This is a genomic window from Streptomyces sp. NPDC053750, assembly GCF_044544295.1.
Classification (GTDB): domain Bacteria; phylum Actinomycetota; class Actinomycetes; order Streptomycetales; family Streptomycetaceae; genus Streptomyces.
In genome coordinates this window covers 150,546-174,870 of the sequence record NZ_JBITXB010000013.1, presented here as the reverse complement: position 1 = coordinate 174,870, position 24,325 = coordinate 150,546, and the positions used below count along the sequence as shown (strand labels likewise).

Below are 24,325 nucleotides of genomic sequence, written 5' to 3'. Positions count from 1 at the left end.
GTCAGCAGGGCGCGGGGGCGGGGCCGCCGGCGTCGACGGGGGTGCCGTCGGCGGTGCGGATGTCCAGCGGGCCGAGGATGCCGAAGCGCGTTCCGGGGATTCCGGCCCGGCGAGGGCCCGGCGAGGGCTTCAGGCGCGGTGAGTGGGTACGGCAAAAAGCCGGCCCACCCGAGGTGGACCGGCTTTGTGCAGCGGACCAGGCAGTGGCCGCGCGCTCAGCTGACGCGTCAGCGCGAGACCTTGCCGGCCTTGATGCACGAGGTGCAGGCGTTCACGCGCTTCGGCGTCCCGCCGACCACGGTACGCACGCGCTGGATGTTCGGGTTCCAGCGACGGGACGTACGGCGGTGCGAGTGCGAGATGTTGTTGCCGAAGCCCGGCCCCTTGCCGCAGACGTCGCAGTTGGCAGCCACGGGTCACTCCAAAGACTTCAGATGCACTTACGGTTGATCCCGGCATGCCGGGATCAAACTCTCGGAGACGCGAACGGTCCGGGATCTGAGTGGCGGTGCCAGGGGGAGAGCCCGATCGGGATCGGGCAACCGGAGCAGCATACAACGGCTGCTCCCGTACAGCGAAACTACCACGGCAGCTCAGCGCCCCGCCCCCGGCCCTCTTCCGGTGGGCACCCGCCCAAGGTCTACGCTGCCTGCCACGTCCAGCAGCTCAGGGAGGCGCAGGTGGCGCAGGTGCCGCAGAGGTTCTTCGACGCTCTGGCGGTGCGTACCTGGTGCGGTCTGTCGCTGCGCGCGCTGGGGCGGGCGCGCGAGGAGATCGACGCGATCAACGTCTACCCGGTCGCGGACGGGGACACCGGCACGAACCTCTATCTGACCGTCGAGTCGGCCGTCGCCGCCGTGGAGGCGGTGTTCGCCGCGCACGACGTGGGCGTGCGCGTGGGCGCCGGGGCTCCGGGGGACGACGGCCCCTCGCTGGCCGATGCCGTGGGCGCGATGGCGCACGGCGCACTGATCGGCGCGCGGGGCAACTCCGGCACGATCCTCGCGCAGCTGCTGCGCGGCATGGCCCAGGTCCTCACCGCACAGGGTGAGCCCGCCCACACCGACGGTCCGGGCCTGCGGCTGGCCCTGCGCCACGCGGCCGAATCGGCCCGGCAGGCCGTGGCCCACCCGGTCGAGGGCACCGTCCTGACCGTCGCCTCGGCCGCCGCCGACGCGGCCGACGGCGCGGAGGGCGACTGCGCGACGGTGGCCCGCGCGGCTTACGAGGGCGCCCGCGCGGCGCTCGCCGCAACCCCGGGCCAGCTGCCCGTCCTGGAGCGCGCCGGAGTGGTCGACGCCGGCGGACACGGCCTGGTGACGGTCCTCGCGGCCCTGGTGGAGACGTTCACGGGCCGGGCGCCGGGGCCGGAAGCGGCCACCGTGCCGCACGCGCGCGTGGAGCAGGCCGGCGAGGACCTCACGGGCGAGTGCGCCGCGGAGGAGGGCGACGAGAACGGCCCCGCCTTCGAGGTGATCTACCTCCTGGAGGCCGAGGACGCGGCCGTGGCACGGCTGCGGCAGCGGCTCGACGCCCTCGGGGACTCGCTCGTCGTGGTCGGCGGCGACGGCCTGTGGAACGTCCACGTGCACGTCGACGACGCCGGCGCCGCCGTGGAGGCGGGCGTCGAGGCCGGCCGGCCGTACCGGATCCGCATCACCCACTTCGGGCACGGCGACGTCCACACCACCGGCGCCGAGCGCCCGCCCCGGGAGCGGACCCAGCGCGCCGTGGTGGCCGTCGTACCCGGCGAGGGCCTGGCCGGGCTGTACGGCGAGGCCGGCGCGACCACCGTGCTCGCCCGCCCGGGAGAACCGCCCGCGAGCGGGGAGCTCGTCCAGGCCGTACGGCGGGCCCACGCGCGCGAGGTCGTGCTGCTGCCCAACGACGCCGAGCTCCGCCACACGGCCGCCGCGGCGGCCGAGCAGGCCCGCACCGAAGGCATCCGGGTCGCCCTGATCCCGACCCGCTCCGCCGTCCAGGGCATCGCCGCGCTCGCCGTGCACGAGCCCGAGCGACGCTTCGACGAGGACGTGGTGGCGATGACCTCGGCGGCCGGCGCCACCCGCTACGCCGAGGTCACCGTCGCCGAACGCCAGTCCTGGACCACGGCCGGCATCTGCCAGGCCGGTGACGTGCTCGGCCTCGTCGACGGTGACGTGGCCGTGATCGGCGCGGACGTCACGGAGGTCGCCGCGACCGTCCTGGACCGCATGCTCGCGGCCGGCGGCGAGCTGGTCACCCTCGTCCTCGGCGACGAGGCCCCCGAGGCCGTCGCCGACCATCTGGAGGCCCGCGTCCGCGAGGCCTACCTCGCCGTCGACACGGTGGTCCACCGGGGCGGACGGCAGGGCGCGCCGCTGCTGATCGGCGTGGAGTGACACGGCCGGTCCCGCGGGTCTTCCGGGAGGTGCGGGGCCATTGTCAGTGGCGTGGTGTGCAATGGATCTCGTGCCCGCACTGCAAGAACCCCTGAAGAAGGTGCTCGGCCCCGCCACCGCGAAGGTGATGGCCGAGCACCTCGGCCTGCACACCGTCGGCGACCTCCTCCACCACTACCCCCGCAGATACGAGGAGCGCGGCCAGCTCACCCACCTCGCCGACCTGCCCATGGACGAGCACGTCACGGTGGTGGCCCAGGTCGCCGACGCCCGCCTGCACACCTTCGCCTCGTCGAAGGCCCCGCGCGGCAAGGGGCAGCGCCTCGAAGTGACCATCACGGACGGCCACGGCCGCCTCCAACTGGTCTTCTTCGGCAACGGCGTCCACAAACCCCACAAGGAACTCCTGCCGGGCACGCGCGCGATGTTCGCGGGCAAGGTCTCCGTCTTCAACCGCCGACTGCAACTGGCCCACCCGGCGTACGAGCTGCTGCGCGGCGGTGGCGACGACGACGGGACCGAGAGCGTCGAGACGTGGGCGGGCGCCCTCATTCCCCTTTACCCGGCCACCGCCAAGCTGGAGTCCTGGAAGATCGGCAAGGCGATCCAGACGGTGCTGCCCAGCGCCCAGGAGGCCGTCGACCCCCTCCCCGACTCCCTGCGCGAGGGCCGGGGCATGCTCTCCCTCCCCGAGGCCCTCCTGAAGATCCACCGCCCGCACACCAAGGCGGACATCGAGGACGCCCGCGCCCGCCTGAAGTGGGACGAGGCCTTCGTCCTCCAGGTCGCCCTGGCCCGCCGCCGGCACGCCGAGACCCAGCTCCCCGCCGTCCCCAGGAAGCCGCTTGCGGACGGCCTGCTCGCGGCCTTCGACGACCGGCTGCCCTTCACCCTCACCGACGGCCAGCAGAAGGTCTCCCGGGAGATCTTCGACGACCTTGCCACCGACCACCCGATGCACCGGCTGCTCCAGGGCGAGGTGGGATCCGGCAAGACGCTGGTCGCCCTGCGCGCCATGCTCGCCGTCGTCGACGCCGGGGGACAGGCCGTGATGCTGGCGCCCACCGAGGTGCTTGCCCAGCAGCACCACCGGTCGGTGGTCGAGATGATGGGGGAGCTGGCCGAGGGAGGCATGCTGGGCGGCGCCGAGCACGCCACCAAGGTCGTGCTGCTCACCGGGTCGATGGGCGCCGCCGCCCGCCGGCAGGCCCTGCTCGACCTGGCCACCGGCGAGGCCGGCATCGTCATCGGCACGCATGCGCTGATCGAGGACAAGGTGCAGTTCCACGACCTCGGCCTGGTCGTCGTCGACGAACAGCACCGCTTCGGCGTCGAGCAGCGTGACGCCCTGCGCGGCAAGGGCAAGCAACCCCCACACCTGCTCGTCATGACCGCCACGCCGATCCCGCGCACCGTCGCCATGACCGTCTTCGGCGACCTGGAGACCTCCGTCCTGGACCAGCTCCCGGCCGGCCGCTCCCCGATCGCCAGCCATGTCGTCCCGGCCGCGGACAAGCCGCACTTCCTGGCCCGCGCCTGGGAACGGGTGCGCGAGGAGGTCTCGAACGGCCACCAGGCGTACGTCGTCTGCCCACGCATCGGCGACGAGGACGACGACCCGAAGAAGAACTCCAAGCAGCCCCCCGAGGGTGACGCCGACAAGCGGCCCCCGCTCGCCGTGCTGGACGTCGCGGAACACCTCGCCAAAGGCCCGCTCCAAGGGCTGAAGGTCGAGATCCTGCACGGCCGTATGCAGCCCGACGACAAGGACGCCGTCATGCGCCGCTTCGCCGCCGGCGAGACCGACGTCCTGGTCGCCACCACCGTCATCGAGGTCGGCGTCAACGTCCCCAACGCCACCGCGATGGTGATCATGGACGCGGACCGCTTCGGCGTCTCCCAGCTCCACCAGCTGCGCGGCCGGGTCGGCCGGGGGTCCGCGCCCGGCCTGTGCCTGCTGGTCACCGAGATGCCCGAGGCGAGCGCGGCCCGGCAGCGGCTGAACGCCGTCGCGGGCACCCTCGACGGCTTCGAGCTCTCCCGCATCGACCTCGAACAGCGCCGCGAGGGCGACGTCCTCGGCCAGGCCCAGTCCGGCGCCCGCACCTCCCTGCGCGTCCTCGCCGTCATCGAGGACGAGGAGATCATCGCGGAGGCGAGGCAGGAGGCGGCGGCCGTCGTCGCCGCCGACCCGGAGCTGACCGGCCTGCCGGGGCTGCGCACGGCCCTGGAGGCACTGCTGGACGAGGAGCGGGAGCAGTACCTGGAGAAGGGCTGAGAGACTGGCATCGGACACCGTCCGTCCACCCGAGCTCACCGACAAGGACCCAGAAATGACCCGCGTGATCGCCGGCAAGGCCGGCGGACGCCGCATCACCGTCCCGCCGGGAACCGGAACCCGCCCCACCTCCGACCGCGCGCGCGAGGGACTCTTCTCCACCTGGCAGTCCCTGCTCGGCGGCCCCCTGGAGGGCGAACGGGTCCTCGACCTGTACGCCGGTTCCGGCGCGGTCGGCCTGGAGGCGCTGTCCCGGGGAGCCGGACACGTCCTGCTCGTCGAGGCAGACGCCCGTGCCGCCCGCACCGTCCGGGAGAACGTCAAGTCCCTCGGCCTGCCCGGCGCAGAGGTCCGGGCGGGCAAAGCGGAACAGATCATCCGCACCACGGCACCGGCCGAGCCGTACGACATCGTCTTCCTGGACCCGCCGTACGCCGTCTCGGACGACGATCTTCGGGAGATTCTGCTCACACTCCGCACGGAGGGGTGGCTCGGGACGGAAGCGCTCGTCACCGTGGAGCGCAGCACCAGGGGCGGCGAATTCCGCTGGCCGGACGGCTTCGACGCGATCCGGGCCCGTCGCTACGGCGAGGGAACGTTTTGGTACGGTCGCGCCGCCTCTACGTGCGAAGACGCACGATGACCGGACCGGAGAGCGAGGGAACTCAAGTGCGCCGCGCCGTCTGTCCCGGGTCGTTCGACCCGATCACCAACGGACATCTCGACATCATCGCCCGGGCCTCCAGCCTTTACGACGAGGTCTACGTCGCCGTGATGATCAACCAGGCCAAGAAGGGCCTGTTCGAGATCGAGGAGCGGATCGACCTCATCCGCCAGGTCACCGCCGAGTACGGGAACGTACGCGTGGAGTCCTTCCACGGCCTCCTCGTCGACTTCTGCAAGCAGCGTGAGATCCCGGCCATCGTCAAGGGCCTGCGCGCGGTCAGCGACTTCGACTACGAGCTGCAGATGGCCCAGATGAACAACGGCCTCTCGGGCGTGGAGACCCTCTTCATCCCCACCAACCCCACCTACAGCTTCCTGTCGTCCTCCCTGGTCAAGGAGGTCGCGACCTGGGGCGGCGACGTCTCCCACCTGGTGCCGCCACTGGTGCTCGAAACCCTTACGGAACGGCTGAAGAAGCACTGACCGCGCCGTCGGACAGCGCCCGGAGACTGACAAACCGTCACCCGGTGTCCCCAGGACACCCCAGGGTCGTACAGTCGTCCCGTCCGTCTCCAACACAGCTGTAGAGAGTGGCGAGCACACGGTGGACGTGCAGAAGAAGCTCGACGAGATCACCGCGATGGTCTCCGGCGCCCGCGCCATGCCCATGTCGGCCTCGTGCGTGGTCAACCGCGCCGAACTGCTCTCGCTGCTGGAAGAGCTGCGCGCCGAGCTGCCCGGTTCCCTCGCCCAGGCCCAGGAGCTGATCGGCGACCGCGAGCAGATGGTCGCCCAGGCCCGCCAGGAGGCCGACCGGATCATCGAGAGCGCGCACGCCGAGCGGGGCTCGCTGATCGCCGACACGGAGGTCGCCCGCCGCTCGCAGGCCGAGGCCGACCGCATCCTCGCCGAGGCCCGCCAGGAGGCCGAGGAGGTCCGCGCCGAGGCCGACGACTACGTCGACTCCAAGCTCGCCAACTTCGAGGTCGTCCTCACCAAGACCCTCGGCTCCGTCGGCCGCGGCCGCGAGAAGCTGCTCGGCACCGGCCCCGGCCTCGACGAGAACGGCTACGAGGACGAGGACGCCCCCGAGCGCAGCCACGACCCCGAGACCCTGCGCCGCGACGCCGACGCCTACGTCGACACCAAGCTCGGCGCCTTCGAGGCGGTGCTGGCCAAGACCCTGGACGCGGTCGGCCGGGGCCGCCAGAAGCTGCACGGCCGGATCGCCACCGACGACCTCGGCGCCCTCGCCGACGACTCCACCACCGTCCAGCACTCCAGCGACGCCGACTACCTCGCCGGCCTGGCCGCCCTCGCGGACGACGCGCCCGCCGAGCAGTCCCGGCAGCGGGAGTACGGCGAGCAGCAGCCGGCGGCGGCGCAGGTACCGGCCCAGACCGTTCCGGAGATGCCGGCGCGGGAGCCGGCGTACGGCTACGCGCAGCAGCAGCCCGATCCGTACGCCGCGTACCAGCAGACCTATGGCGGCGGTCAGGACCCGTACGGCTACCAGCAGCAGACCGCCGACCCGTACGCCTACCCGTACGACGCCCAGCAGCAGGCGTACGACGGCAGTCAGGGCTACGCCCAGCCCCAGCCCCAGCAGCCGCAGCAACCCCCACAGCCCCCGGAGGCCCAGCCGCAGCCGCAGGCCCTCGACGAGACCAGCCTCTTCGACACCAGCATGATCAGCGCCGAGCAGCTGAGGGCCTACGAGCAGGGTCGCGGACTCTAGCCCCGCACCGGACCCGGGTCCGGATTGGGCCGAGAGCGAATGGTCCAGTATCCTGGCTCTTCGGTCGCGCGTATGTCCGCGATCGCTGCTGCCCGGGAACACCACAGGCGGCATCCCCCCCAAGCCACGAAGACCGAAAGCAGGAATGGTTCTGAACGCGCGCCTCGACCACCGCGACCCTCTCGTGTTCGACACACACGAGCTGGGACGGCGGCCCGGTGCGCTCCAGCGCCTGACCCGCACGGTCGACGCTCCCCGGGACTTCGGTATCCAGGGAGTCATCGGAGTGCCGGAAGGCGCCCCGGTGGACCTCGATCTCCGGCTCGAGTCGGTCATGGAAGGTGTGCTCGTCACAGGCACCGCCCGTGCCAGGGCCGAGGGGGAGTGCGTAAGGTGTCTGGAGCCGCTCGAGCAGGAGCTCGAAGCGGACTTCCAGGAGTTGTTCTCGTACCCTGACGCCGACGACCGGGGCCGCGTGAAGGCGGAACCGGGCGACGACGCCGAGGAAGACGAGGACAGGTTCTTCGTCGAGGACGGTCTGATCGGCCTCGAACCCGTGCTGCGCGACGCGGTGGTGCTCGCACTGCCGATGCAGCCGGTGTGCCAGGAAGACTGCCAGGGTCTGTGCTCCGAGTGCGGAGTACGCCTGTCGGACGACCCGGACCACCACCATGACGCCGTCGACATCCGTTGGGCGGCATTGCAGGGACTCGCCGGTTCACTCGAAGACGGCGAGAAGGACGAGATGAGCGGCGGCGCGCCTCAGTCAGCACGCGCCGACGAGAAGCAGGAGAAGTAGCCGTGGCTGTTCCGAAGCGGAAGATGTCGCGCAGCAACACGCGCCACCGCCGGTCGCAGTGGAAGGCTGCGGTCCCCACCCTGGTTGCGTGCGAGCGCTGCCACGAGCCCAAGCAGCAGCACATCGCGTGCCCGTCTTGCGGCACTTACAACAAGCGCCAGGTCCTCGAGGTCTGAGCGGCTGGTGAGAGGCACTGTGTCAGTCCCCAAGAAGGCGGAAGACGCCAAGAAGAAGGCGGACACCCAGGCCTCGTCCCACACGCTTCTGGAAGGGCGGCTCGGCTACCGGCTCGAGTCCGCCCTTCTGGTGCGTGCACTGACCCACCGTTCCTACGCATACGAGAACGGCGGTCTGCCGACGAACGAGCGGCTGGAGTTCCTCGGTGACTCCGTCCTCGGCCTCGTCGTCACGGACACGCTGTACCGCACCCACCCCGACCTGCCCGAAGGCCAGCTGGCCAAGTTGCGGGCCGCGGTGGTCAACTCGCGTGCGCTGGCGGAGGTGGGCCGTGGGCTCGACCTCGGCTCCTTCATCCGGCTCGGCCGCGGTGAAGAGGGCACGGGGGGCCGGGACAAGGCATCCATCCTCGCCGACACCCTCGAAGCGGTGATCGGCGCGGTCTATCTCGACCAGGGCCTCGACGCGGCCTCCGAACTGGTGCACCGCCTGTTCGACCCGCTGATCGAGAAGTCCTCCAACCTCGGCGCCGGCCTGGACTGGAAGACCAGCCTCCAGGAACTGACCGCGACCGAAGGGCTCGGTGTCCCCGAGTACCTGGTCACGGAGACCGGTCCCGACCACGAGAAGACCTTCACTGCTGCCGCCCGCGTCGGAGGCGTCTCGTACGGCACCGGCACCGGCCGCAGCAAGAAGGAAGCGGAGCAGCAGGCCGCGGAATCCGCGTGGCGGTCCATCCGGGCCGCGGCGGAGGAGCGTGCCAAGGCGTCGGCGGAGGAACCGTCGGCCGCCGAAGCCGTGGCCCGTCCGAGCGCCGACGCCCCGTCGGCCTCCGCCTGACCGGCCCGATCGGTCGGACCACCTCCGTCGGTCCACCGTCGGTCCACCTCCGTAGGACCACCTGATCCACCGCACGTTCCGAACGCCCGCCCCACTCCCGGGGCGGGCGTTCGGCTCGTCCACCGGCCCACCCGAGGGGAAGCCATGCCCGAGTTGCCCGAGGTCGAGGTCGTACGGCGCGGCCTGGAACGCTGGGTCGCCCACCGGACCGTCGCCGACGCCCAGGTGCTCCACCCGCGCGCGGTACGCCGTCACCTCGCCGGCCCCGACGACTTCGCCCACCGTCTGGAGGGCCACCGCATCGGCACGCCCAGCCGCCGCGGCAAGTACCTGTGGCTGCCTCTGGAGGACACCGACCAGGCGGTCCTGGCGCACCTCGGCATGAGCGGCCAGCTGCTGGTGCAGCCGCACGAGGCGCCGGCCGAGAAGCACCTGCGCGTCCGCGTCCGCTTCACCGACGCGCTCGGCACCGAGCTCCGCTTCGTCGACCAGCGCACCTTCGGCGGCCTCTCCCTGCACGAGACCACCCCCGACGGACTGCCCGACGTCATCGCGCACATCGCCCGCGATCCGCTGGACCCCCTCTTCGACGACGAGGCGTTCCACCTCGCCCTGCGCCGCAAGCGCACCACGGTCAAACGGGCCCTGCTCGACCAGTCCCTGATCAGCGGCGTCGGCAACATCTACGCGGACGAGGCCCTGTGGCGCTCCCGCCTGCACTACGAACGCCCCACCGCGACCCTCACCCGCCCCCGCACCACCGAACTCCTCGGCCACGTCCGGGACGTCATGAACGCGGCCCTCGCCGTCGGCGGCACCAGCTTCGACAGCCTCTACGTCAACGTCAACGGCGAGTCCGGCTACTTCGACCGGTCACTCGACGCGTACGGCCGGGAGGGCCTGCCCTGCCGCCGTTGTGCCACACCGATGCGCCGCCGGCCGTGGATGAACCGCTCCAGCTACTTCTGCCCGAAGTGCCAGCGGGCGCCCAGGGTCACGCCGTAGGCATCCGCTGGGCGTCGTACCGCTCGCGCGACGCCAGCACCTCGTCCATCCGCCCCTCCAGGCACTGGATGAGGGTGATCAGCCGTCCGGCCACCTCGCGTCCCAGCGGCGTGAGTTCGTAGTCCACGCGGGGCGGGTTGGTGGGCTGGGCCTCGCGGTGCACCAGGCCATCGCGCTCCAGGGCGTGCAGGGTCTGGGACAGCATCTTCTCGCTGACGCCGTCGACACGGCGACGCAGTTCGTTGAACCGGAAGGAACCCTCGTACAGCGCGCCGAGCGTCAGCGCGCCCCAGCGTCCGGTGATGTGCTCCAGGGTGCCGCGCGAGGGACAGGCCCTGGAGAACACGTCGTACGGAAGGTCCTCTTCCTCCGTGCGATCCCCTGTGCGCTCCTGCGTGGTCGACATACGTCCAGCGTACGTGAGCACAGCGCTGCCCCGCAGATTGCGCTGCGCGCAGGAGAGCGCCCCGGGGAAGGGCTAGTAGCCGAAGTTCTGGGTCCACCAGGGGCCGCCGGAGCCGAAGTGGACTCCGACGCCCAGGGTCTGGAACTCGCAGTTCAGGATGTTGGCCCGGTGACCCGGGCTGTCCATCCAGGCGTCCATCACGGCCTGGGCGTCGGCCTGGCCACGGGCTATGTTCTCGCCGCCGAGGTTGCTTATCCCGGCCGCCTCGGCGCGGTCCCACGGGGTCGCGCCACCGGGGTCGGTGTGGTCGAAGAAGCCCTGCGTGGCCATGGCCTCGCTGAAGTCCTCGGCCAGTCCGCGCAGCGCGCTGTTCGCGGCCACCGGGCTGCAGCCCGCCTTGGCCCGCTCGTCGTTGACGAGTTTCAGCACCTGGGCCTCGGCGGCGGCCTGCTCCGACACGGCGGCGGGTGCGCTGGGCCGGGCGGGCACCTTGGCGGCCGGACGCGACGGTGTGGGCTCCGGCTTCGTACTGGGCGTCGTCTGCGGCTTCTTGGTCTTCGACGGCGTCCCGGCCGGGGCGGCGGGCTTCGACGCCGAGGGAGACGGCGACGACGAGGAACCGGCCGGCGAGGACCCGGAGGACGCCGACCCGGAAGGCGACGCGGCGGACGACCCGGGGGACGACGGCGAGGAGGATCCCTCGGTGCCGCGGCTCCCGGAGGCGTCGTCGCCGCTGCTCGTGTCCACGCTGCCGGAGGTGCCGCCCTGCCCGGCCGGGCTGTTCGTCGGGGTGTCCTGGGCCTGCACCCGGTCGGCCCCGCCACTGCCGCCGCCGAGGCGGTAGTTGTCCAGGCCGGGCACCGCACCCGTGGCCACCGCCACCGTGCCGATGGCGACCGCGGCGGAGACTCCGAGCAGACCCGTGCGGACCGGGGTGACGGCCTTCTTCTTCCTGCGGCGGCGGTGCGTCCCCGCCTCCCGCGGACCGTCGTCGGGCGTGAACCCGTTGCTGGGGAAGGCGACCGTGCGGCCGGCCTGCGGGTAACCCTCGTACCCGTGGCCGTGCGGACCGTCGTCCGGTGCGAACAGGTAGGCGTCGCTCTTGGCGCGGACCTCGGCGTACGCCTCCGGGTTCAGGTAGGGCGCGATGCCCATCGTGGGGCGGTGACCCGTGTCCGGGGCCAGCGGGTCCCAGCTCCGTCCCGCGGTGGTGTCCGGCTGGTGGCCGCCCGTGGCGCGGCCCGTGGCGGCGCGGCCGGCGGCGGAGCGTCGGTGGCGTCCCATGTCCTGGCCTTCCTCACGATCAACACGCAACTCACACGATCGGGTGAGTTTCAGGCGAGATTCATTGGGTCGGGACGGTACCGCATGGCGCCAGGGGGTGAAGTGCCCGTGGGGACATTGACTGATTAGGTTGCACTCATGAGCGAGGATGTACGACTGGTCGCGTGGGTGCGCGGACAGGTCCAGGGTGTGGGTTTCCGCTGGTTCACGAGGGCCCGGGCGCTGGAACTCGGAGACATGAGTGGTTTTGCTCTCAATTTGGCCGACGGGCGTGTCCAGGTCGTCGCGGAGGGCCCGCGCGAGCGCTGCGAGGGGCTGCTCGACTGGCTGCGCGGGGACGACACGCCCGGGCGCGTGGACGGCGTCACCGAGATCTGGGACACACCTCGCGGCGGCTACGACGGCTTCGCGATCCGCTGACGCGGGGGAGTGAGGGGGTCGGCCGACGGCCCGCACGACCGTTCGCGGAAGGGGGCCGGGAGGGAAAACGGGCAGGTGGTTGCCAAGGACGCCGCGCCATGGCAGGCTCCGCACGCAGGATGATCGCCACGCCCCGAGGGGCCCGCGGAAGTCGCAGCGTCGCCGTTTTGAGGCCGCATGCCACCGGGTACCCACCAATACGGGGCGTGATCGTGTTGACCGTCAAACTTTTTGGTGAGACGCTGAAAGCCCCGCGCACCTTAGCTGTTTGGCATGGTTGAACGGCAGAAAAAACTCCAAAGTGCCAAGCACCGCGGGTGCGAATCCCTCACGACCCACACCGCTTCGGTCGGTCACTCATTGTGGAGGACCATCCATCATGGCAAAGGCGCTTCTCGGTTACGTCGGCGGCTCCGACCCGCGACTCCTCGCCGAGATGCGACGGCTCCAGCAGCGCGTCCAGGACCTGGAATCCGAGCTCGGACGGATCCAGGCGGAGAACGACGCGCTGGCGGCTGCCGCTTCTCACGACAGGATCATGGAGAGCGTTGACGCACACCAGGCGGAGCCTGCGCTCACCTGATCACTGCATCGCTCCACGACGGCACTGCAGTGGTCGGGCCCGCCCGTACAACCGCTCAGGTGTCAGAGTCTGCAAGGGACGCTTCGGCGTCCCTTCTTTCTTGCTGCCCCCGTCTTCCGCCCCGTCCGTCCTCGGTCCGCCTCCGCGACCGCCCGCCCTACCCTCCCCGGCGCATCCCGTCACCCTCTTCAACGTCTGATGTGCCCTGCACGTTCACCCGTGAAACCGCGGCGGTTCACCGGTTCATGGAGTGAGACACCCGCGAAAGGTAGAGTCCGGCGGCGTGCATCTGAAGGCCCTGACCCTGCGCGGGTTCAAGTCGTTCGCCTCGGCGACCACACTCCGGTTCGAGCCGGGCATCACCTGCGTCGTCGGCCCGAACGGCTCGGGCAAGTCCAACGTCGTGGACGCGCTCAGCTGGGTCATGGGCGAACAGGGCGCCAAGTCGTTGCGCGGCGGCAAGATGGAGGACGTCATCTTCGCCGGCACCACCGGCCGCCCGCCGCTCGGCCGGGCCGAGGTGTCGCTGACCATCGACAACTCCGACGGGGCCCTGCCCATCGAGTACGCCGAGGTCACCATCACGCGGATCATGTTCCGCAACGGCGGCAGTGAGTACCAGATCAACGGCGACACCTGCCGCCTCCTCGACATCCAGGAACTGCTCTCCGACTCCGGCATCGGCCGCGAGATGCACGTCATCGTCGGCCAGGGCCAGCTCGACTCCGTCCTGCACGCCGACCCGATGGGGCGCCGCGCCTTCATCGAGGAGGCCGCCGGCGTCCTCAAGCACCGCAAGCGCAAGGAGAAGGCGCTGCGGAAACTGGACGCGATGCAGGCCAACCTCGCGCGCGTGCAGGACCTGACGGACGAGCTGCGCCGCCAGCTCAAGCCGCTCGGCCGGCAGGCCGCCGTCGCACGCCGGGCCGCCGTCATCCAGGCGGACCTCCGGGACGCGCGCCTGCGTCTCCTCGCCGACGACCTCGTACGACTGCGCGAGGCACTGGAGGCCGAGATCGCCGACGAGGCCGCCCTCAAGGAACGCAAGGAGGCCGCCGAGCGGGAGCTGAGCAAGGCGCTGCGCCGCGAGGCGGACCTGGAGGACGAGGTCCGTCGGCTCACCCCGCGCCTCCAGCGCGCCCAGCAGACCTGGTACGAACTGTCCCAGCTGGCCGAACGGGTGCGCGGCACGATCTCGCTGGCCGACGCGCGCGTGAAGAGCGCCACCTCCGCGCCCCCCGAGGAGCGGCGCGGCCGTGACCCGGAGGAGCTGGAGCGCGAGGCCGCCCGCGTCCGCGAGCAGGAGGCCGAACTCGAGGCGGCCCTGGAGGCGGCCGAGCGCGCGCTGGAGGACACGGTCGCCCACCGCGCGGACCTCGAACGCGAACTGGCGCTCGAGGAACGCCGCCTCAAGGACGCCGCGCGTGCCATCGCCGACCGCCGCGAAGGGCTGGCCCGGCTCAGCGGTCAGGTCGGTGCCGCCCGTTCCCGTGCCGCCTCCGCCCAGGCGGAGATCGAGCGGCTGGCCGCAGCCCGGGACGAGTCCCGGGAGCGCGCCGCCGCCGCCCAGGAGGAGTACGAGGCGCTCCAGGCCGAGGTCGACGGACTCGACGCCGGAGACGAGGAGCTCGCCGAGCGGCATCAGTCCGCGGTACGAGGGCTGGCCGAGGCGGAGACGGCCCTGAGCGCCGCCCGCGAGGCGGCCACCGCGGCGGAGCGCGAGCGGGCCGCGACCCAGGCCCGCCACGACGCCCTGGCCCTGGGCCTGCGCCGCAAGGACGGCACCGGTGCGCTGCTCGCGGCCAAGGACCGGCTCACCGGTCTGCTCGGCCCGGCCGCCGAACTCCTCACCGTGACGCCCGGCCACGAGGTCCCGCTCGCCGCCGCGTTCGGCGCCGCCGCCGACGCCCTGGCGGTGACCTCCCCGTCGGCCGCCGCCGACGCCATCCGCCTGCTGCGCAAGCAGGACGCCGGCCGCGCCGCCCTGCTGCTCGCCGGCGCCCCCGACGACGTACCGGGGGAAGCGCGGAGCGACGGGCCCCCGTATGCCGCCGACCTCGTCCGCGGGCCGGCCGACCTGATGCCCGCGATACGGCGGCTGCTGCGCGGGATCGTCGTCGTCGCCACCCTGGAGGACGCCGAGGACCTCGTCTACGCCCACCCCGGGCTGACCGCCGTCACCGCCGAGGGCGACCTGCTGGGCGCCCACTTCGCGCAGGGCGGGTCCGCCGGGGCGCCCAGTCTCCTGGAGGTGCAGGCGTCCGTGGACCAGGCCGCGGCCGAGCTGGAGGAGCTGGGCGTGCGGTGCGAGGCGCTGGCCGAGGCGCAGGGGGCGGCGGCCGAGCGGCGCGGGGAGTGCGCCGCGCTGGTCGAGGAGCTGGGGGAGCGGCGCCGCGCCGCCGACCGGGAGAAGTCGGCCGTCGCCCAGCAGCTGGGCCGGCTCGCGGGGCAGGCGCGGGGCGCCGCCGGTGAGGCGGAACGGTCCGCCGCGGCGGCGGACCGGGCGCAGGAGGCGCTGGACAAGGCGCTGATGGAGGTCGAGGAGCTCGCCGAGCGGCTGGCCGTCGCCGAGGAGATGCCGGTCGAGGAGGAGCCCGACCCCTCCGTGCGCGACCGGCTCGCCGCCGACGGTGCCAACGCCCGGCAGACCGAGATGGAGGCCCGTCTCCAGGCCCGTACCCACGAGGAGCGGGTCAAGGCACTCGCCGGACGCGCCGACTCCCTCGACCGGGCCGCCCGCGCGGAACGCGAGGCACGCGCGCGTGCCGAACAGCGGCGGGCCAGGCTCCGGCACGAGGCCGCCGTGGCCGAGGCGGTCGCCGCCGGCGCCCGGCAGCTGCTCGCGCACGTCGAGGTCTCCCTGGTCCGCGCCGACGAGGAGCGCACCCTCGCCGAGGCGGCCAAGGCCCGGCGCGAGCAGGAACTGACCGCCGCGCGCACCGCCGGGCGCGACCTCAAGGCGGAGCTCGACAAGTTGACGGATTCAGTTCACCGGGGCGAGGTACTCGGCGCCGAGAAACGGCTGCGCATCGAGCAGCTGGAGACCAAGGCGCTGGAGGAACTCGGTGTGGAACCGGCGGGACTCGCGGCCGAGTACGGCCCCCATCAGCAGGTGCCGCCCTCGCCCCCCGCCGAGGGCGAGCAGCTCCCGGACGACCCCGAGCACCCGCGCAACCTCCCCCGGCCCTTCGTACGGGCCGAGCAGGAGAAGCGGCTGAAGGCCGCCGAACGCGCCTACCAGCAGCTCGGCAAGGTCAACCCGCTGGCCCTGGAGGAGTTCGCGGCGCTGGAGGAACGCCACCAGTTCCTCAGTGAGCAGCTCGAGGACCTGAGGAAGACCCGCGCCGACCTGCTCCAGGTCGTCAAGGAGGTCGACGAACGCGTCGAGCAGGTCTTCACCGAGGCCTACCGGGACACGGCCCGGGAGTTCGAGGGCGTCTTCAGCCGGCTGTTCCCCGGTGGTGAGGGGCGTCTCGTGCTGACCGACCCCGACAACATGCTCACCACGGGCGTGGACGTCGAGGCCCGGCCGCCGGGCAAGAAGGTCAAGCGGCTCTCGCTGCTCTCGGGCGGGGAGCGCTCGCTGACCGCCGTGGCGATGCTCGTGTCGATCTTCAAGGCGCGGCCCAGTCCGTTCTACGTCATGGACGAGGTCGAGGCGGCGCTCGACGACACCAACCTGCAGCGGCTGATCCGGATCATGCAGGAGCTGCAGGAGGCCTCGCAGCTGATCGTCATCACGCACCAGAAGCGCACGATGGAGGTCGCCGACGCGCTGTACGGCGTGTCGATGCAGGGCGACGGTGTGTCGAAGGTCATCAGTCAGCGGCTGCGCTAGTGGACTCTAGGTTCAACTCTTGAAGGAATAGCCCTCCCCGGCATCTCCAAACTCACAGCTGTCGCCCTATTGACTTCGACACTTGAAGGCATAGTCTCTGCAACGTTGCTTTTACCTTCAGGTCCCTTCTGGTGGCACCTCGAAGGCGAACCACCCCGGCAGCGTTGCCGGTAGCCCGAGGAGTACACGTGGCCAGCACATCGCAGGCACCCAATTCAGGAGCCAGGACGGCTCACCCCGAACATCTCGGGCACGTCATCTTCATCGCGGCGGCGGCCGCGATGGGCGGTTTCCTGTTCGGCTACGACAGTTCCGTGATCAACGGCGCCGTCGAGGCCATCCGGGACCGCTACGACGTCGGCTCCGCGATGCTGGCCCAGGTCATCGCCGTCGCGCTGATCGGCTGTGCCATCGGTGCCGCGACCGCCGGCCGGATCGCCGACCGCATCGGCCGCATCCGCTGCATGCAGATCGCGGCGATCCTCTTCACCGTCAGCGCCATCGGCTCCGCACTGCCCTTCGCGCTGTGGGACCTCGCCATGTGGCGCATCATCGGCGGCTTCGCCATCGGCATGGCCTCGGTGATCGGCCCCGCCTACATCGCCGAGGTCTCCCCGCCCGCCTACCGCGGCCGGCTCGGCTCCTTCCAGCAGGCCGCGATCGTCATCGGCATCGCCGTCTCGCAGCTGGTCAACTGGGGTCTGCTCAACGCCGCCGGCGGCGACCAGCGCGGTGAGCTGATGGGCCTGGAGGCCTGGCAGGTCATGCTCGGCGTCATGGTCATCCCGGCCGTCCTGTACGGGCTGCTGTCCTTCGCCATCCCGGAGTCCCCCCGCTTCCTGATCTCGGTGGGCAAGCACGAGAAGGCCAAGCAGATCCTCGAAGAGGTCGAGGGCAAGGAAGTCGACCTCGACGCGCGCCTCGCCGAGATCGAGCACGCGATGCACCGTGAGGAGAAGGCCAGCTTCAAGGAGCTGCTCGGTGGCAGCTTCTTCTTCAAGCCGATCGTCTGGATCGGTATCGGCCTGTCGGTCTTCCAGCAGTTCGTCGGCATCAACGTCGCGTTCTACTACTCCTCGACGCTGTGGCAGTCGGTCGGCGTCGACCCGACGGACTCCTTCTTCTACTCGTTCACGACGTCGATCATCAACATCGTCGGCACCGTGATCGCGATGATCTTCGTGGACCGCATCGGACGCAAGCCGCTGGCCCTGATCGGCTCGGTCGGTATGGTCATCGGCCTCGCGCTGGAGGCCTGGGCGTTCTCCTTCGACCTGGTCGACGGCAAGCTCCCGGCCACCCAGGGCTGGGTCGCCCTGATCGCCGCCCACCTGTTCGTGCTCTTCTTCGCCCTGTCCTGGGGTGTGGTCGTCTGGGTCTTCCTCGGCGAGATGTTCCCCAACCGGCTCCGCGCCGCCGCGCTGGGCGTGGCCGCCTCCGCCCAGTGGATCGCCAACTGGGCCATCACCGCGAGCTTCCCGTCGCTGGCCGACTGGAACCTCTCCGGCACGTACGTGATCTACACGATCTTCGCCGCGCTCTCCATCCCGTTCGTCCTGAAGTTCGTGAAGGAGACGAAGGGCAAGGCCCTGGAGGAGATGGGCTGACCGCCCGCCCCGTGCTCGGGGAGAAGGGCCAAGTCCCCGCTGCCCCTCTCCTCGTACCGTCCGCCGCCCCCGTCCGGTCACCTCCGGACGGGGGCGGCGGTGTCGTACCCGGCGCCGGGCAGCCGCCGCTGAGGCCGTCCCGGGTGGTGTCCGTGCGCGCGCCGGACGCTGGGCGGTCGTTGCCCGGCCCGGCGTCGGCGACGCGCGAGTCGGGAGGGTGCGGGCAGCCGCCGTCGTGGGGATGCGATGCCGTCGGTCACGGTGGGCGAGGCCGGAAGCCCGTGGCCCGAGACGTCGCCCGGCGCCGCGGGGTCCGCCATGGCGCCGCCGTCCCGCCATCCGGTCCGGCCGGAGTACGGCTGCCGAGGCCACCGGCGCGGCCGGGCAGCGCCACAGCCGGCCCGGGCCGGGTGAGGTGCCGGTCGGAGACACGGCTTGCCGGTGGTCTGCCCACGCGCGGTGGCTCCTCACGGACGGTGGACGCTCACCGGCGGTGGGTCCTCAGGGCGGTGCGGCCTCTCGGCCCGCGCGCGGGCAGAGCACCGCCGTCCGGACACGCCGACGCCCCCTCCACCGGACGGCGGTGAAGGGGGCGTGGGCCGGGTTCGGCAGAGGTACGTCAGACGGTCGCGGTCTCGGGCTGCTCGGCCCGCTCCGCGGACGCCGCCGGAACGACCACCGCCGGCTTCGGCAGCACGACGTACAGCAGGGCGGAGATCACCACCGTGGCGACCCAGCCGAGGCCGTACTCGCCGATGACGTTGTTCGCGGCGAGGGGGCCGGTGAACCAGTCGGACGTGGTGAACATCAGGCCGGCGACCAGTCCCACCGCCCAGGCGGCGACGGCGGCGGGGGAGAATCCGCCGCGGTACCAGTAGGCGCTGGTGCGCCCGGTGTCGGCCAGGGCCTCGCCGTCGTACTCCTTGCGGCGCAGCATGTCCGCGCCGAAGACGCCGACCCAGGCGGAGAAGGCGACCGCGAGCAGCGACAGGAAGGCGATGAAGGAGCCCATGAAGCTCGTCGCCACCAGCATCAGCACGCCGCCGAAGAGCAGCGAGATCACGGCGTTGACGGAGACGGCCCAGTGGCGCGGGACATTGAAGCCCAGGGTCTGCGCGGTGAAGCCGGCCGAGTACATCGACATCGAGTTGATCAGCAGCATGCCGATCAGCGCGATCAGCAGGTACGGCACCGCGATCCAGGTCGGCAGGATCTCGCCGAGGAAGGAGACGGGGTCGGCGGCCGAGGCCAGGTCCGGCGTGGTGACGGCCATGACCATACCCATCAGGACCATGGGCAGCACGACGATGCCGGCGCCGCCGATCGTCACGCCCACGATCCCCTTCGAGGAGGCCGTGCGCGGCAGGTACCGCGTGAAGTCGGGGGCGGACGGGATCCAGCTGACGCCACCGGCCGCGATCAGGCCGACGCCCGTGATCATCGCGGCCACCGAACCGGCGGACCGGTCGAACACCGCGGACCAGTCGGTGTCGACGACCAGGTAGCCGAGGACCAGCACCGAGAAGGCGCCGAAGAGGTAGGCCGCGTACTTGTTGCACTTCTGCACGGCGTTGATGCCCAGCCCCGAGATCGCGAAGGTCGCGACGACGAAGGCGAGCAGCGTCACCACGTCCAGCACGCCGTTGGCCCGTATGCCGAACACGATGTCCAGCACGGTGAGCAGGGCGTAGGCGCCGGTCACCGCGTTGATCGTCTCCCAGCCCCAGCGGGCGATCCAGATCAGCGAACCGGGCAGCAGATTGCCCCGCTGCCCGAAGACGGCCCGGGACAGCGCCATGCCGGGCGCGCCTCCGCGCTTGCCGGCGATGCCGATCAGCCCGACCAGGCCGTACGACACGACCGGCGCGGCGGCCGCGACGACGAGCGCCTGCCAGAAGTTGAGCTGGTACGCCACGACGAGGCTCGCGCCCATCGTGAGCAGCAGCACGCTGATGTTGGCGCCGACCCAGGTCGGGAAGAGCTCACGGGTTCGGGCGGTGCGCTCGGCATCGGGAACCTGCTCGATGCCGCGGGTTTCCAGCGCGCCTTCGGTCTCGGCGGTCTTGCTCATGTGGGGGGTCCGTGCCTCGATCGTGGGAGAAGAGGGATGGTCGGGACTCTACGCGCGTTGACGCGGCCTCTTCCATCGTACTTTGATCCGACTCATTCCTTCCAGTGGCCTTTGTCCTTTGGAGGAAGTGACAAAGGGGGTGTCCCGGGGGCCCATGACTGATACTGGAGCCGTTATGGAAATCGTCATCCTTGCTGTAGTCATCGCCGTGGTCGTGATCGGCGCGCTCGGCGGGCTGATCGTGGGCAGTCGCCGTAAGAAGCAGCTGCCTCCGCCGCCTCCCGCCGCGCCCGACATCACCGCCCCTCCGGCCGAGCCGCACGTCGGCGAAGAGGCCGAGACGCCGCGCGACGAACCGCGCCGGACGATAGAGGAGGTCGACCTCCCGGACGGCGGCTCCGCCCCCGCCGCCGTCGAGGAGCCGCCCGTCGTCGAAGAGCTCGAGATCCCGCAGATCGAGGTTCCCGAGCCCACCGCCGGCCGACTGGTCCGGCTCCGTGCCCGCCTCTCCCGTTCGCAGAACGCCCTCGGCAAGGGCCTGCTCACCCTGCTTTCCCGGGAGCACCTCGACGACGACACCTGGGAGGAGATCGAGGACACACTCCTCACGGCGGACGTCGGCGTGCAGCCCACCCAGGAGCTCGTCGAGCGGCTGCGTGAGCGGGTGAAGGTGCTCGGCACCCGCACCCCCGAAGAGCTGCGCGGCCTGCTGCGCGAGGAGCTGATCACCCTGGTCGGCCCCGACATGGACCGCGAGGTCAAGACCGAGCCGCCGAACAGCAAGCCCGGCATCGTGATGGTCGTCGGGGTCAACGGCACCGGCAAGACCACCACGACCGGCAAGCTCGCCCGCGTCCTGGTCGCCGACGGCCGCAGCGTCGTCCTCGGTGCCGCCGACACCTTCCGCGCCGCCGCCGCCGACCAGCTGCAGACCTGGGGCGAGCGGGTCGGCGCCCACACCGTGCGCGGCCCGGAGGCGGGCGACCCGGCCTCCGTCGCCTTCGACGCGGTCAAGGAGGGCAAGGAGCTCGGCTCGGACGTCGTGCTCATCGACACCGCCGGCCGGCTGCACACCAAGACCGGCCTCATGGACGAGCTCGGCAAGGTCAAGCGCGTCGTGGAGAAGCACGCCCCGCTGGACGAGGTGCTGCTCGTGCTCGACGCGACCACCGGCCAGAACGGCCTGATCCAGGCCCGGGTCTTCGCCGAGGTCGTCGACATCACCGGCATCGTGCTGACCAAGCTGGACGGCACGGCCAAGGGCGGCATCGTGGTCGCCGTGCAGCGCGAGCTGGGTGTGCCGGTCAAGCTGATCGGGCTCGGCGAGGGCGCGGACGACCTGGCGCCGTTCGAGCCGGAGGCGTTCGTGGATGCCCTGATCGGCGAGTGACGTCGGCTGTCGGAGCCCGGTGCGCATGCCGGGACGCACTCCGGCGCACGACGAAGCGCCCGCCCCCCGGTGACCGGGGGAGCGGGCGCTTCGTCCGTGAGGGCACTTTGCTGTCTGTGGTCTGTTGTGGGGGCGGGTGCCCGGCTACGGGGCTCCGGGCCGAAGGTCCGGCCCACGCCCCGTGACCGACGGGCCACGTACGCCGGCGTGCGCTATGCCCGCGACCGATGCGCCACGTAAGCCAGCGTGCCCAGCAGGAGCCGCGCCGTCGGTGGCCTGGTCGCCGAGTCGAGGGCCGGGGGACGCAGCCAGCGCACCGGGCCCAGCCCGCCCCGGTCGGAGGGCGGCGCGGTGACGTACGTACCGGCGCCGAGGCCGCGGAGGTCGAGGGCGGACGGGTCGTCCCAGCCCATGCGGTAGAGCAACCGCGGCAGCTCGCTCGCGGCGCCCGGGGCGACGAAGAACTGGGCGCGCCCCTGCGGGGTCGCCGTGACCGGGCCGAGGGGGAGGCCCATGCGCTCCATCCGGGCCAGCGCCCGCAGCCCGGCGGGCTCGGCCACCTCGAGCACGTCGAAGGTCCGCCCGACGGGCAGCATCACCGCAGCGCCCGGGGACTGGGCCCAGGCCTCGCTCGCCTCGTCCAGGGTCGCCCCGGCGGGCACCCGTGGCGCGAAGTCCAGCGGATGCGCGCCCGGCGCCGGGCAGTCGGACCGGCCGCAGGAGCAGGCGCCCGCGGCGGTCCGGGCGCCCGGCACCACGTCCCAGCCCCACAGCCCGGTGAACTCGGCCACGACGGTGCACTCCGACGCGCGGCCGCGGCGGCGTGTGCCGGACCGGGTGTCGCGCGTGCCCCGACTGCTGCCGATGCCGATCGTGAAGCCCATGCCCCCTCCAACGGTCCGCCGCAACGGCGGTTACGCAGCGGACGTAAAACGTGACTCTCTGTTTCCAACTCCCCAGTGCGGCGCGGTTCAGACAGCGCCCGGAAGCACGTCGGGTGGTGCGCCCGAACGCGCACGCCCTGGTGTGCACCGTTGCACCGACTCCCGGTTGGCCTGTGTCAAGTGAATCGTGTGCAGGTCGACGGGAGTTCATTCGAAGGGGTGGCGAATGGTGGCGATTCTGCAATCGCCATGGCTGGACGGGTGATCGTAGGATTACTTTGTGTGCATGGAGCCTTGTGGCACATGCGCTTGTGGGTATGCCGGAGGCAACTCGGCCTTCCGTTCGAAGGGTGGCATCCGCCGGACGAGCGGCCGGGACCACCGGCATTCTGATAGGGCTTGGCGCACTCGGCGACAGGTGGTCTCAGGGATGGGGGCGTTCCAGTGAGCGGCAACGGCGGAAGCGGTACGAGCGCGGGAAGCGCGTCGCACGCTGACAAGCGCCCCAACGAGCTGCTCACCTCGTGGTTCGCCCGCAGCGGCTGGTCCAAGGGCGAGCTGGCCCGCCAGGTCAACCGCCGGGCACGCCAGCTGGGCGCCAACCACATCTCCACCGACACCTCACGCGTGCGCCGCTGGCTCGACGGAGAGAACCCGCGCGAACCGATCCCGCGCATCCTGTCCGAGCTGTTCTCCGAGCGCTTCGGTGTCGTCGTCTCCGTCGAGGACCTGGGGCTGCGGGCCACCCGCCCGACGCCCTCCGCGACGGGCGTCGACCTCCCCTGGACGGGCCCGCAGACCGTGGCCCTGCTCAGCGAGTTCTCGCGCAGCGACCTGATGCTGGCGCGGCGCGGCTTCCTCGGGAGCTCGCTGGCACTCTCCGCGGGCCCGTCCCTCATCGAGCCCATGCAGCGCTGGCTCGTCCCCTCGCCCCCGGCCGCTCCCTCCGGCCGCGAGTCCGCACCGGCCTCACGCGCGCGTGGCCGCCTGTCCAGGCCGGAGCTGGACCTGCTGGAGTCCACCGCCGTGATGTTCCGCCGCTGGGACGCCCAGTGCGGCGGCGGCCTGCGCCGCAAGGCGGTCGTCGGCCAGCTGCACGAGGTGACCGACCTGCTCCAGGAACCCCAGGCCGAGACCACCCGGTCCAAGCTGTTCAAGGTCGCCGCCGAGCTCGCCGAACTGGCCGGCTGGATGTCGTACGACGTGGGCCTCCAGCCCACCGCGCAGAAGTACTTCGTCCTCGCCCTGCACGCCGCCAAGGAGGCCGGCGACCGGCCGCTCGGCTCGTACATCCTCTCCAGCATGAGCCGGCAGATGATCCACCTCGGCCGGCCCGACGACGCCCTGGAGCTGATCCACCTCGCGCAGTACGGCAGCCGGGACTGCGCAAGCCCCCGCACCCAGTCGATGCTGTATGCGATGGAGGCCCGCGCCTACGCCAACATGGGGCAGCCCGGCCGCTGCAAGCGGGCCGTGCGCATGGCCGAGGACACCTTTGCCGAGACCGACGAGTGGGACGAGCCGGACCCCGACTGGATCCGCTTCTTCTCCGAGGCCGAGCTGTACGGGGAGAACAGCCACTCCTTCCGCGACCTGGCCTATGTCGCCGGCCGCAGCCCCGCCTACGCCTCCCTGGCCGAGCCGCTGATGCGGCGGGCCGTGGAGCTGTTCTCCGAGGACGACGAGCACCAGCGGTCGTACGCGCTGAACCTGATCGGCATGGCCACCGTGCACCTGCTGCGCCGCGAACCCGAACAGAGCACCGTCCTGGCCGTCGAGGCCATGGGCATCGCCAAGAAGGTCCGCTCCGAACGCGTCAACACCCGCATCCGCAAGACCGTCGACACGGCCGTACGCGATTTCGGCGACCTCGCCGAGGTCGTCGACCTCACCGAACGGCTCGCCGTCGAGTTGCCGGAGACCGCCGAGGCGGTCTGAACCCCCACCAGCCCCGGCCG

At 71.7% G+C, this 24,325-nt stretch carries 20 protein-coding genes; 15 read left to right on the top strand and 5 right to left on the bottom strand.

Annotated features, from left to right (window positions below):
• Positions 1-227 precede the first annotated feature (227 nt).
• On the bottom strand, positions 228-413 hold the full coding sequence (gene rpmB / locus ACIGO6_RS30980) for a 50S ribosomal protein L28 (protein ID WP_003993230.1): 186 nt from the start codon (positions 411-413) through the stop codon (positions 228-230).
• 267 nt (positions 414-680) lie between these two features.
• On the opposite strand from rpmB, the gene ACIGO6_RS30975 reads away from it, so the two are divergent.
• The 9 genes from ACIGO6_RS30975 (at position 681) to mutM (ending at position 9,884) form a co-directional block, all read left to right on the top strand.
• Positions 681-2,381, top strand: a complete 1,701-nt coding sequence (locus ACIGO6_RS30975; RefSeq protein WP_399882157.1) for a DAK2 domain-containing protein — start codon at positions 681-683, stop codon at positions 2,379-2,381.
• Positions 2,382-2,442: 61 nt separating this feature from the next.
• Positions 2,443-4,659, top strand: a complete 2,217-nt coding sequence (gene recG / locus ACIGO6_RS30970) for an ATP-dependent DNA helicase RecG (protein ID WP_399882155.1) — start codon at positions 2,443-2,445, stop codon at positions 4,657-4,659.
• Between the two features lie 55 nt (positions 4,660-4,714).
• Positions 4,715-5,302: a 16S rRNA (guanine(966)-N(2))-methyltransferase RsmD gene (gene rsmD, locus ACIGO6_RS30965; RefSeq protein WP_399882153.1), complete on the top strand. Its 588-nt coding sequence runs from the start codon at positions 4,715-4,717 to the stop codon at positions 5,300-5,302.
• Positions 5,303-5,328: 26 nt separating this feature from the next.
• Positions 5,329-5,808 (top strand): pantetheine-phosphate adenylyltransferase, encoded by a 480-nt coding sequence (gene coaD / locus ACIGO6_RS30960; RefSeq protein WP_399882151.1) that lies wholly within the window; start codon positions 5,329-5,331, stop codon positions 5,806-5,808.
• Positions 5,809-5,929: 121 nt separating this feature from the next.
• Positions 5,930-7,063 carry a cell division initiation protein gene (locus ACIGO6_RS30955; RefSeq protein WP_399882149.1) on the top strand — a complete coding sequence of 378 codons (1,134 nt, stop codon included), beginning with the start codon at positions 5,930-5,932 and terminating at the stop codon, positions 7,061-7,063.
• Between the two features lie 145 nt (positions 7,064-7,208).
• Complete coding sequence (locus tag ACIGO6_RS30950; protein ID WP_399882147.1) at positions 7,209-7,862, top strand: YceD family protein; 654 nt, start codon at positions 7,209-7,211, stop codon at positions 7,860-7,862.
• A gap of 2 nt (positions 7,863-7,864) precedes the next feature.
• Positions 7,865-8,038: a 50S ribosomal protein L32 gene (gene rpmF, locus ACIGO6_RS30945; protein ID WP_003951102.1), complete on the top strand. Its 174-nt coding sequence runs from the start codon at positions 7,865-7,867 to the stop codon at positions 8,036-8,038.
• A gap of 7 nt (positions 8,039-8,045) precedes the next feature.
• Positions 8,046-8,879, top strand: coding sequence for a ribonuclease III (gene rnc, locus ACIGO6_RS30940; protein ID WP_399882145.1), 834 nt, complete (start codon positions 8,046-8,048; stop codon positions 8,877-8,879).
• Between the two features lie 144 nt (positions 8,880-9,023).
• Positions 9,024-9,884: a bifunctional DNA-formamidopyrimidine glycosylase/DNA-(apurinic or apyrimidinic site) lyase gene (gene mutM, locus ACIGO6_RS30935; RefSeq protein WP_399882143.1), complete on the top strand. Its 861-nt coding sequence runs from the start codon at positions 9,024-9,026 to the stop codon at positions 9,882-9,884.
• Here the strand turns inward: mutM and ACIGO6_RS30930 are convergent.
• A complete protein-coding gene (locus tag ACIGO6_RS30930) occupies positions 9,874-10,290 on the bottom strand; it encodes a winged helix-turn-helix transcriptional regulator (protein WP_399882141.1) in 417 nt (138 codons plus the stop codon). The genes mutM and ACIGO6_RS30930 overlap by 11 nt on opposite strands.
• 72 nt (positions 10,291-10,362) lie before the next feature.
• Positions 10,363-11,574, bottom strand: coding sequence for a CAP domain-containing protein (locus ACIGO6_RS30925; protein ID WP_399882139.1), 1,212 nt, complete (start codon positions 11,572-11,574; stop codon positions 10,363-10,365).
• 138 nt (positions 11,575-11,712) lie between these two features.
• On the opposite strand from ACIGO6_RS30925, the gene ACIGO6_RS30920 reads away from it, so the two are divergent.
• The 4 genes from ACIGO6_RS30920 to ACIGO6_RS30905 all read left to right on the top strand — a co-directional run bounded on the left by ACIGO6_RS30920 (position 11,713) and on the right by ACIGO6_RS30905 (position 18,022).
• Complete coding sequence (locus ACIGO6_RS30920) at positions 11,713-11,994, top strand: acylphosphatase (RefSeq protein ID WP_311571067.1); 282 nt, start codon at positions 11,713-11,715, stop codon at positions 11,992-11,994.
• Between the two features lie 379 nt (positions 11,995-12,373).
• Positions 12,374-12,577: a hypothetical protein gene (locus ACIGO6_RS30915; RefSeq protein ID WP_228898360.1), complete on the top strand. Its 204-nt coding sequence runs from the start codon at positions 12,374-12,376 to the stop codon at positions 12,575-12,577.
• Positions 12,578-12,860: 283 nt separating this feature from the next.
• Positions 12,861-16,415 carry a chromosome segregation protein SMC gene (gene smc / locus ACIGO6_RS30910; RefSeq protein WP_399882136.1) on the top strand — a complete coding sequence of 1,185 codons (3,555 nt, stop codon included), beginning with the start codon at positions 12,861-12,863 and terminating at the stop codon, positions 16,413-16,415.
• Positions 16,416-16,603: 188 nt separating this feature from the next.
• Positions 16,604-18,022: a sugar porter family MFS transporter gene (locus tag ACIGO6_RS30905; protein WP_399882134.1), complete on the top strand. Its 1,419-nt coding sequence runs from the start codon at positions 16,604-16,606 to the stop codon at positions 18,020-18,022.
• Between the two features lie 619 nt (positions 18,023-18,641).
• Here the strand turns inward: ACIGO6_RS30905 and ACIGO6_RS30900 are convergent.
• Complete coding sequence (locus tag ACIGO6_RS30900; protein ID WP_399882132.1) at positions 18,642-20,093, bottom strand: cytosine permease; 1,452 nt, start codon at positions 20,091-20,093, stop codon at positions 18,642-18,644.
• 175 nt (positions 20,094-20,268) lie between these two features.
• Here ACIGO6_RS30900 and ftsY point away from each other — a divergent pair, with 175 nt between their 5' ends.
• A complete protein-coding gene (ftsY, locus tag ACIGO6_RS30895) occupies positions 20,269-21,483 on the top strand; it encodes a signal recognition particle-docking protein FtsY (protein WP_399882130.1) in 1,215 nt (404 codons plus the stop codon).
• Positions 21,484-21,695: 212 nt separating this feature from the next.
• On the opposite strand, the gene ACIGO6_RS30890 is transcribed toward ftsY, so the two are convergent.
• Entirely contained in the window at positions 21,696-22,367 is a 672-nt protein-coding gene (locus ACIGO6_RS30890; RefSeq protein WP_399882128.1) for a bifunctional DNA primase/polymerase, read from the bottom strand.
• Positions 22,368-22,811: 444 nt separating this feature from the next.
• Between ACIGO6_RS30890 and ACIGO6_RS30885 the strand changes: the two genes are divergently transcribed.
• Complete coding sequence (locus tag ACIGO6_RS30885) at positions 22,812-24,305, top strand: hypothetical protein (protein WP_399882126.1); 1,494 nt, start codon at positions 22,812-22,814, stop codon at positions 24,303-24,305.
• Positions 24,306-24,325: the final 20 nt, after the last annotated feature.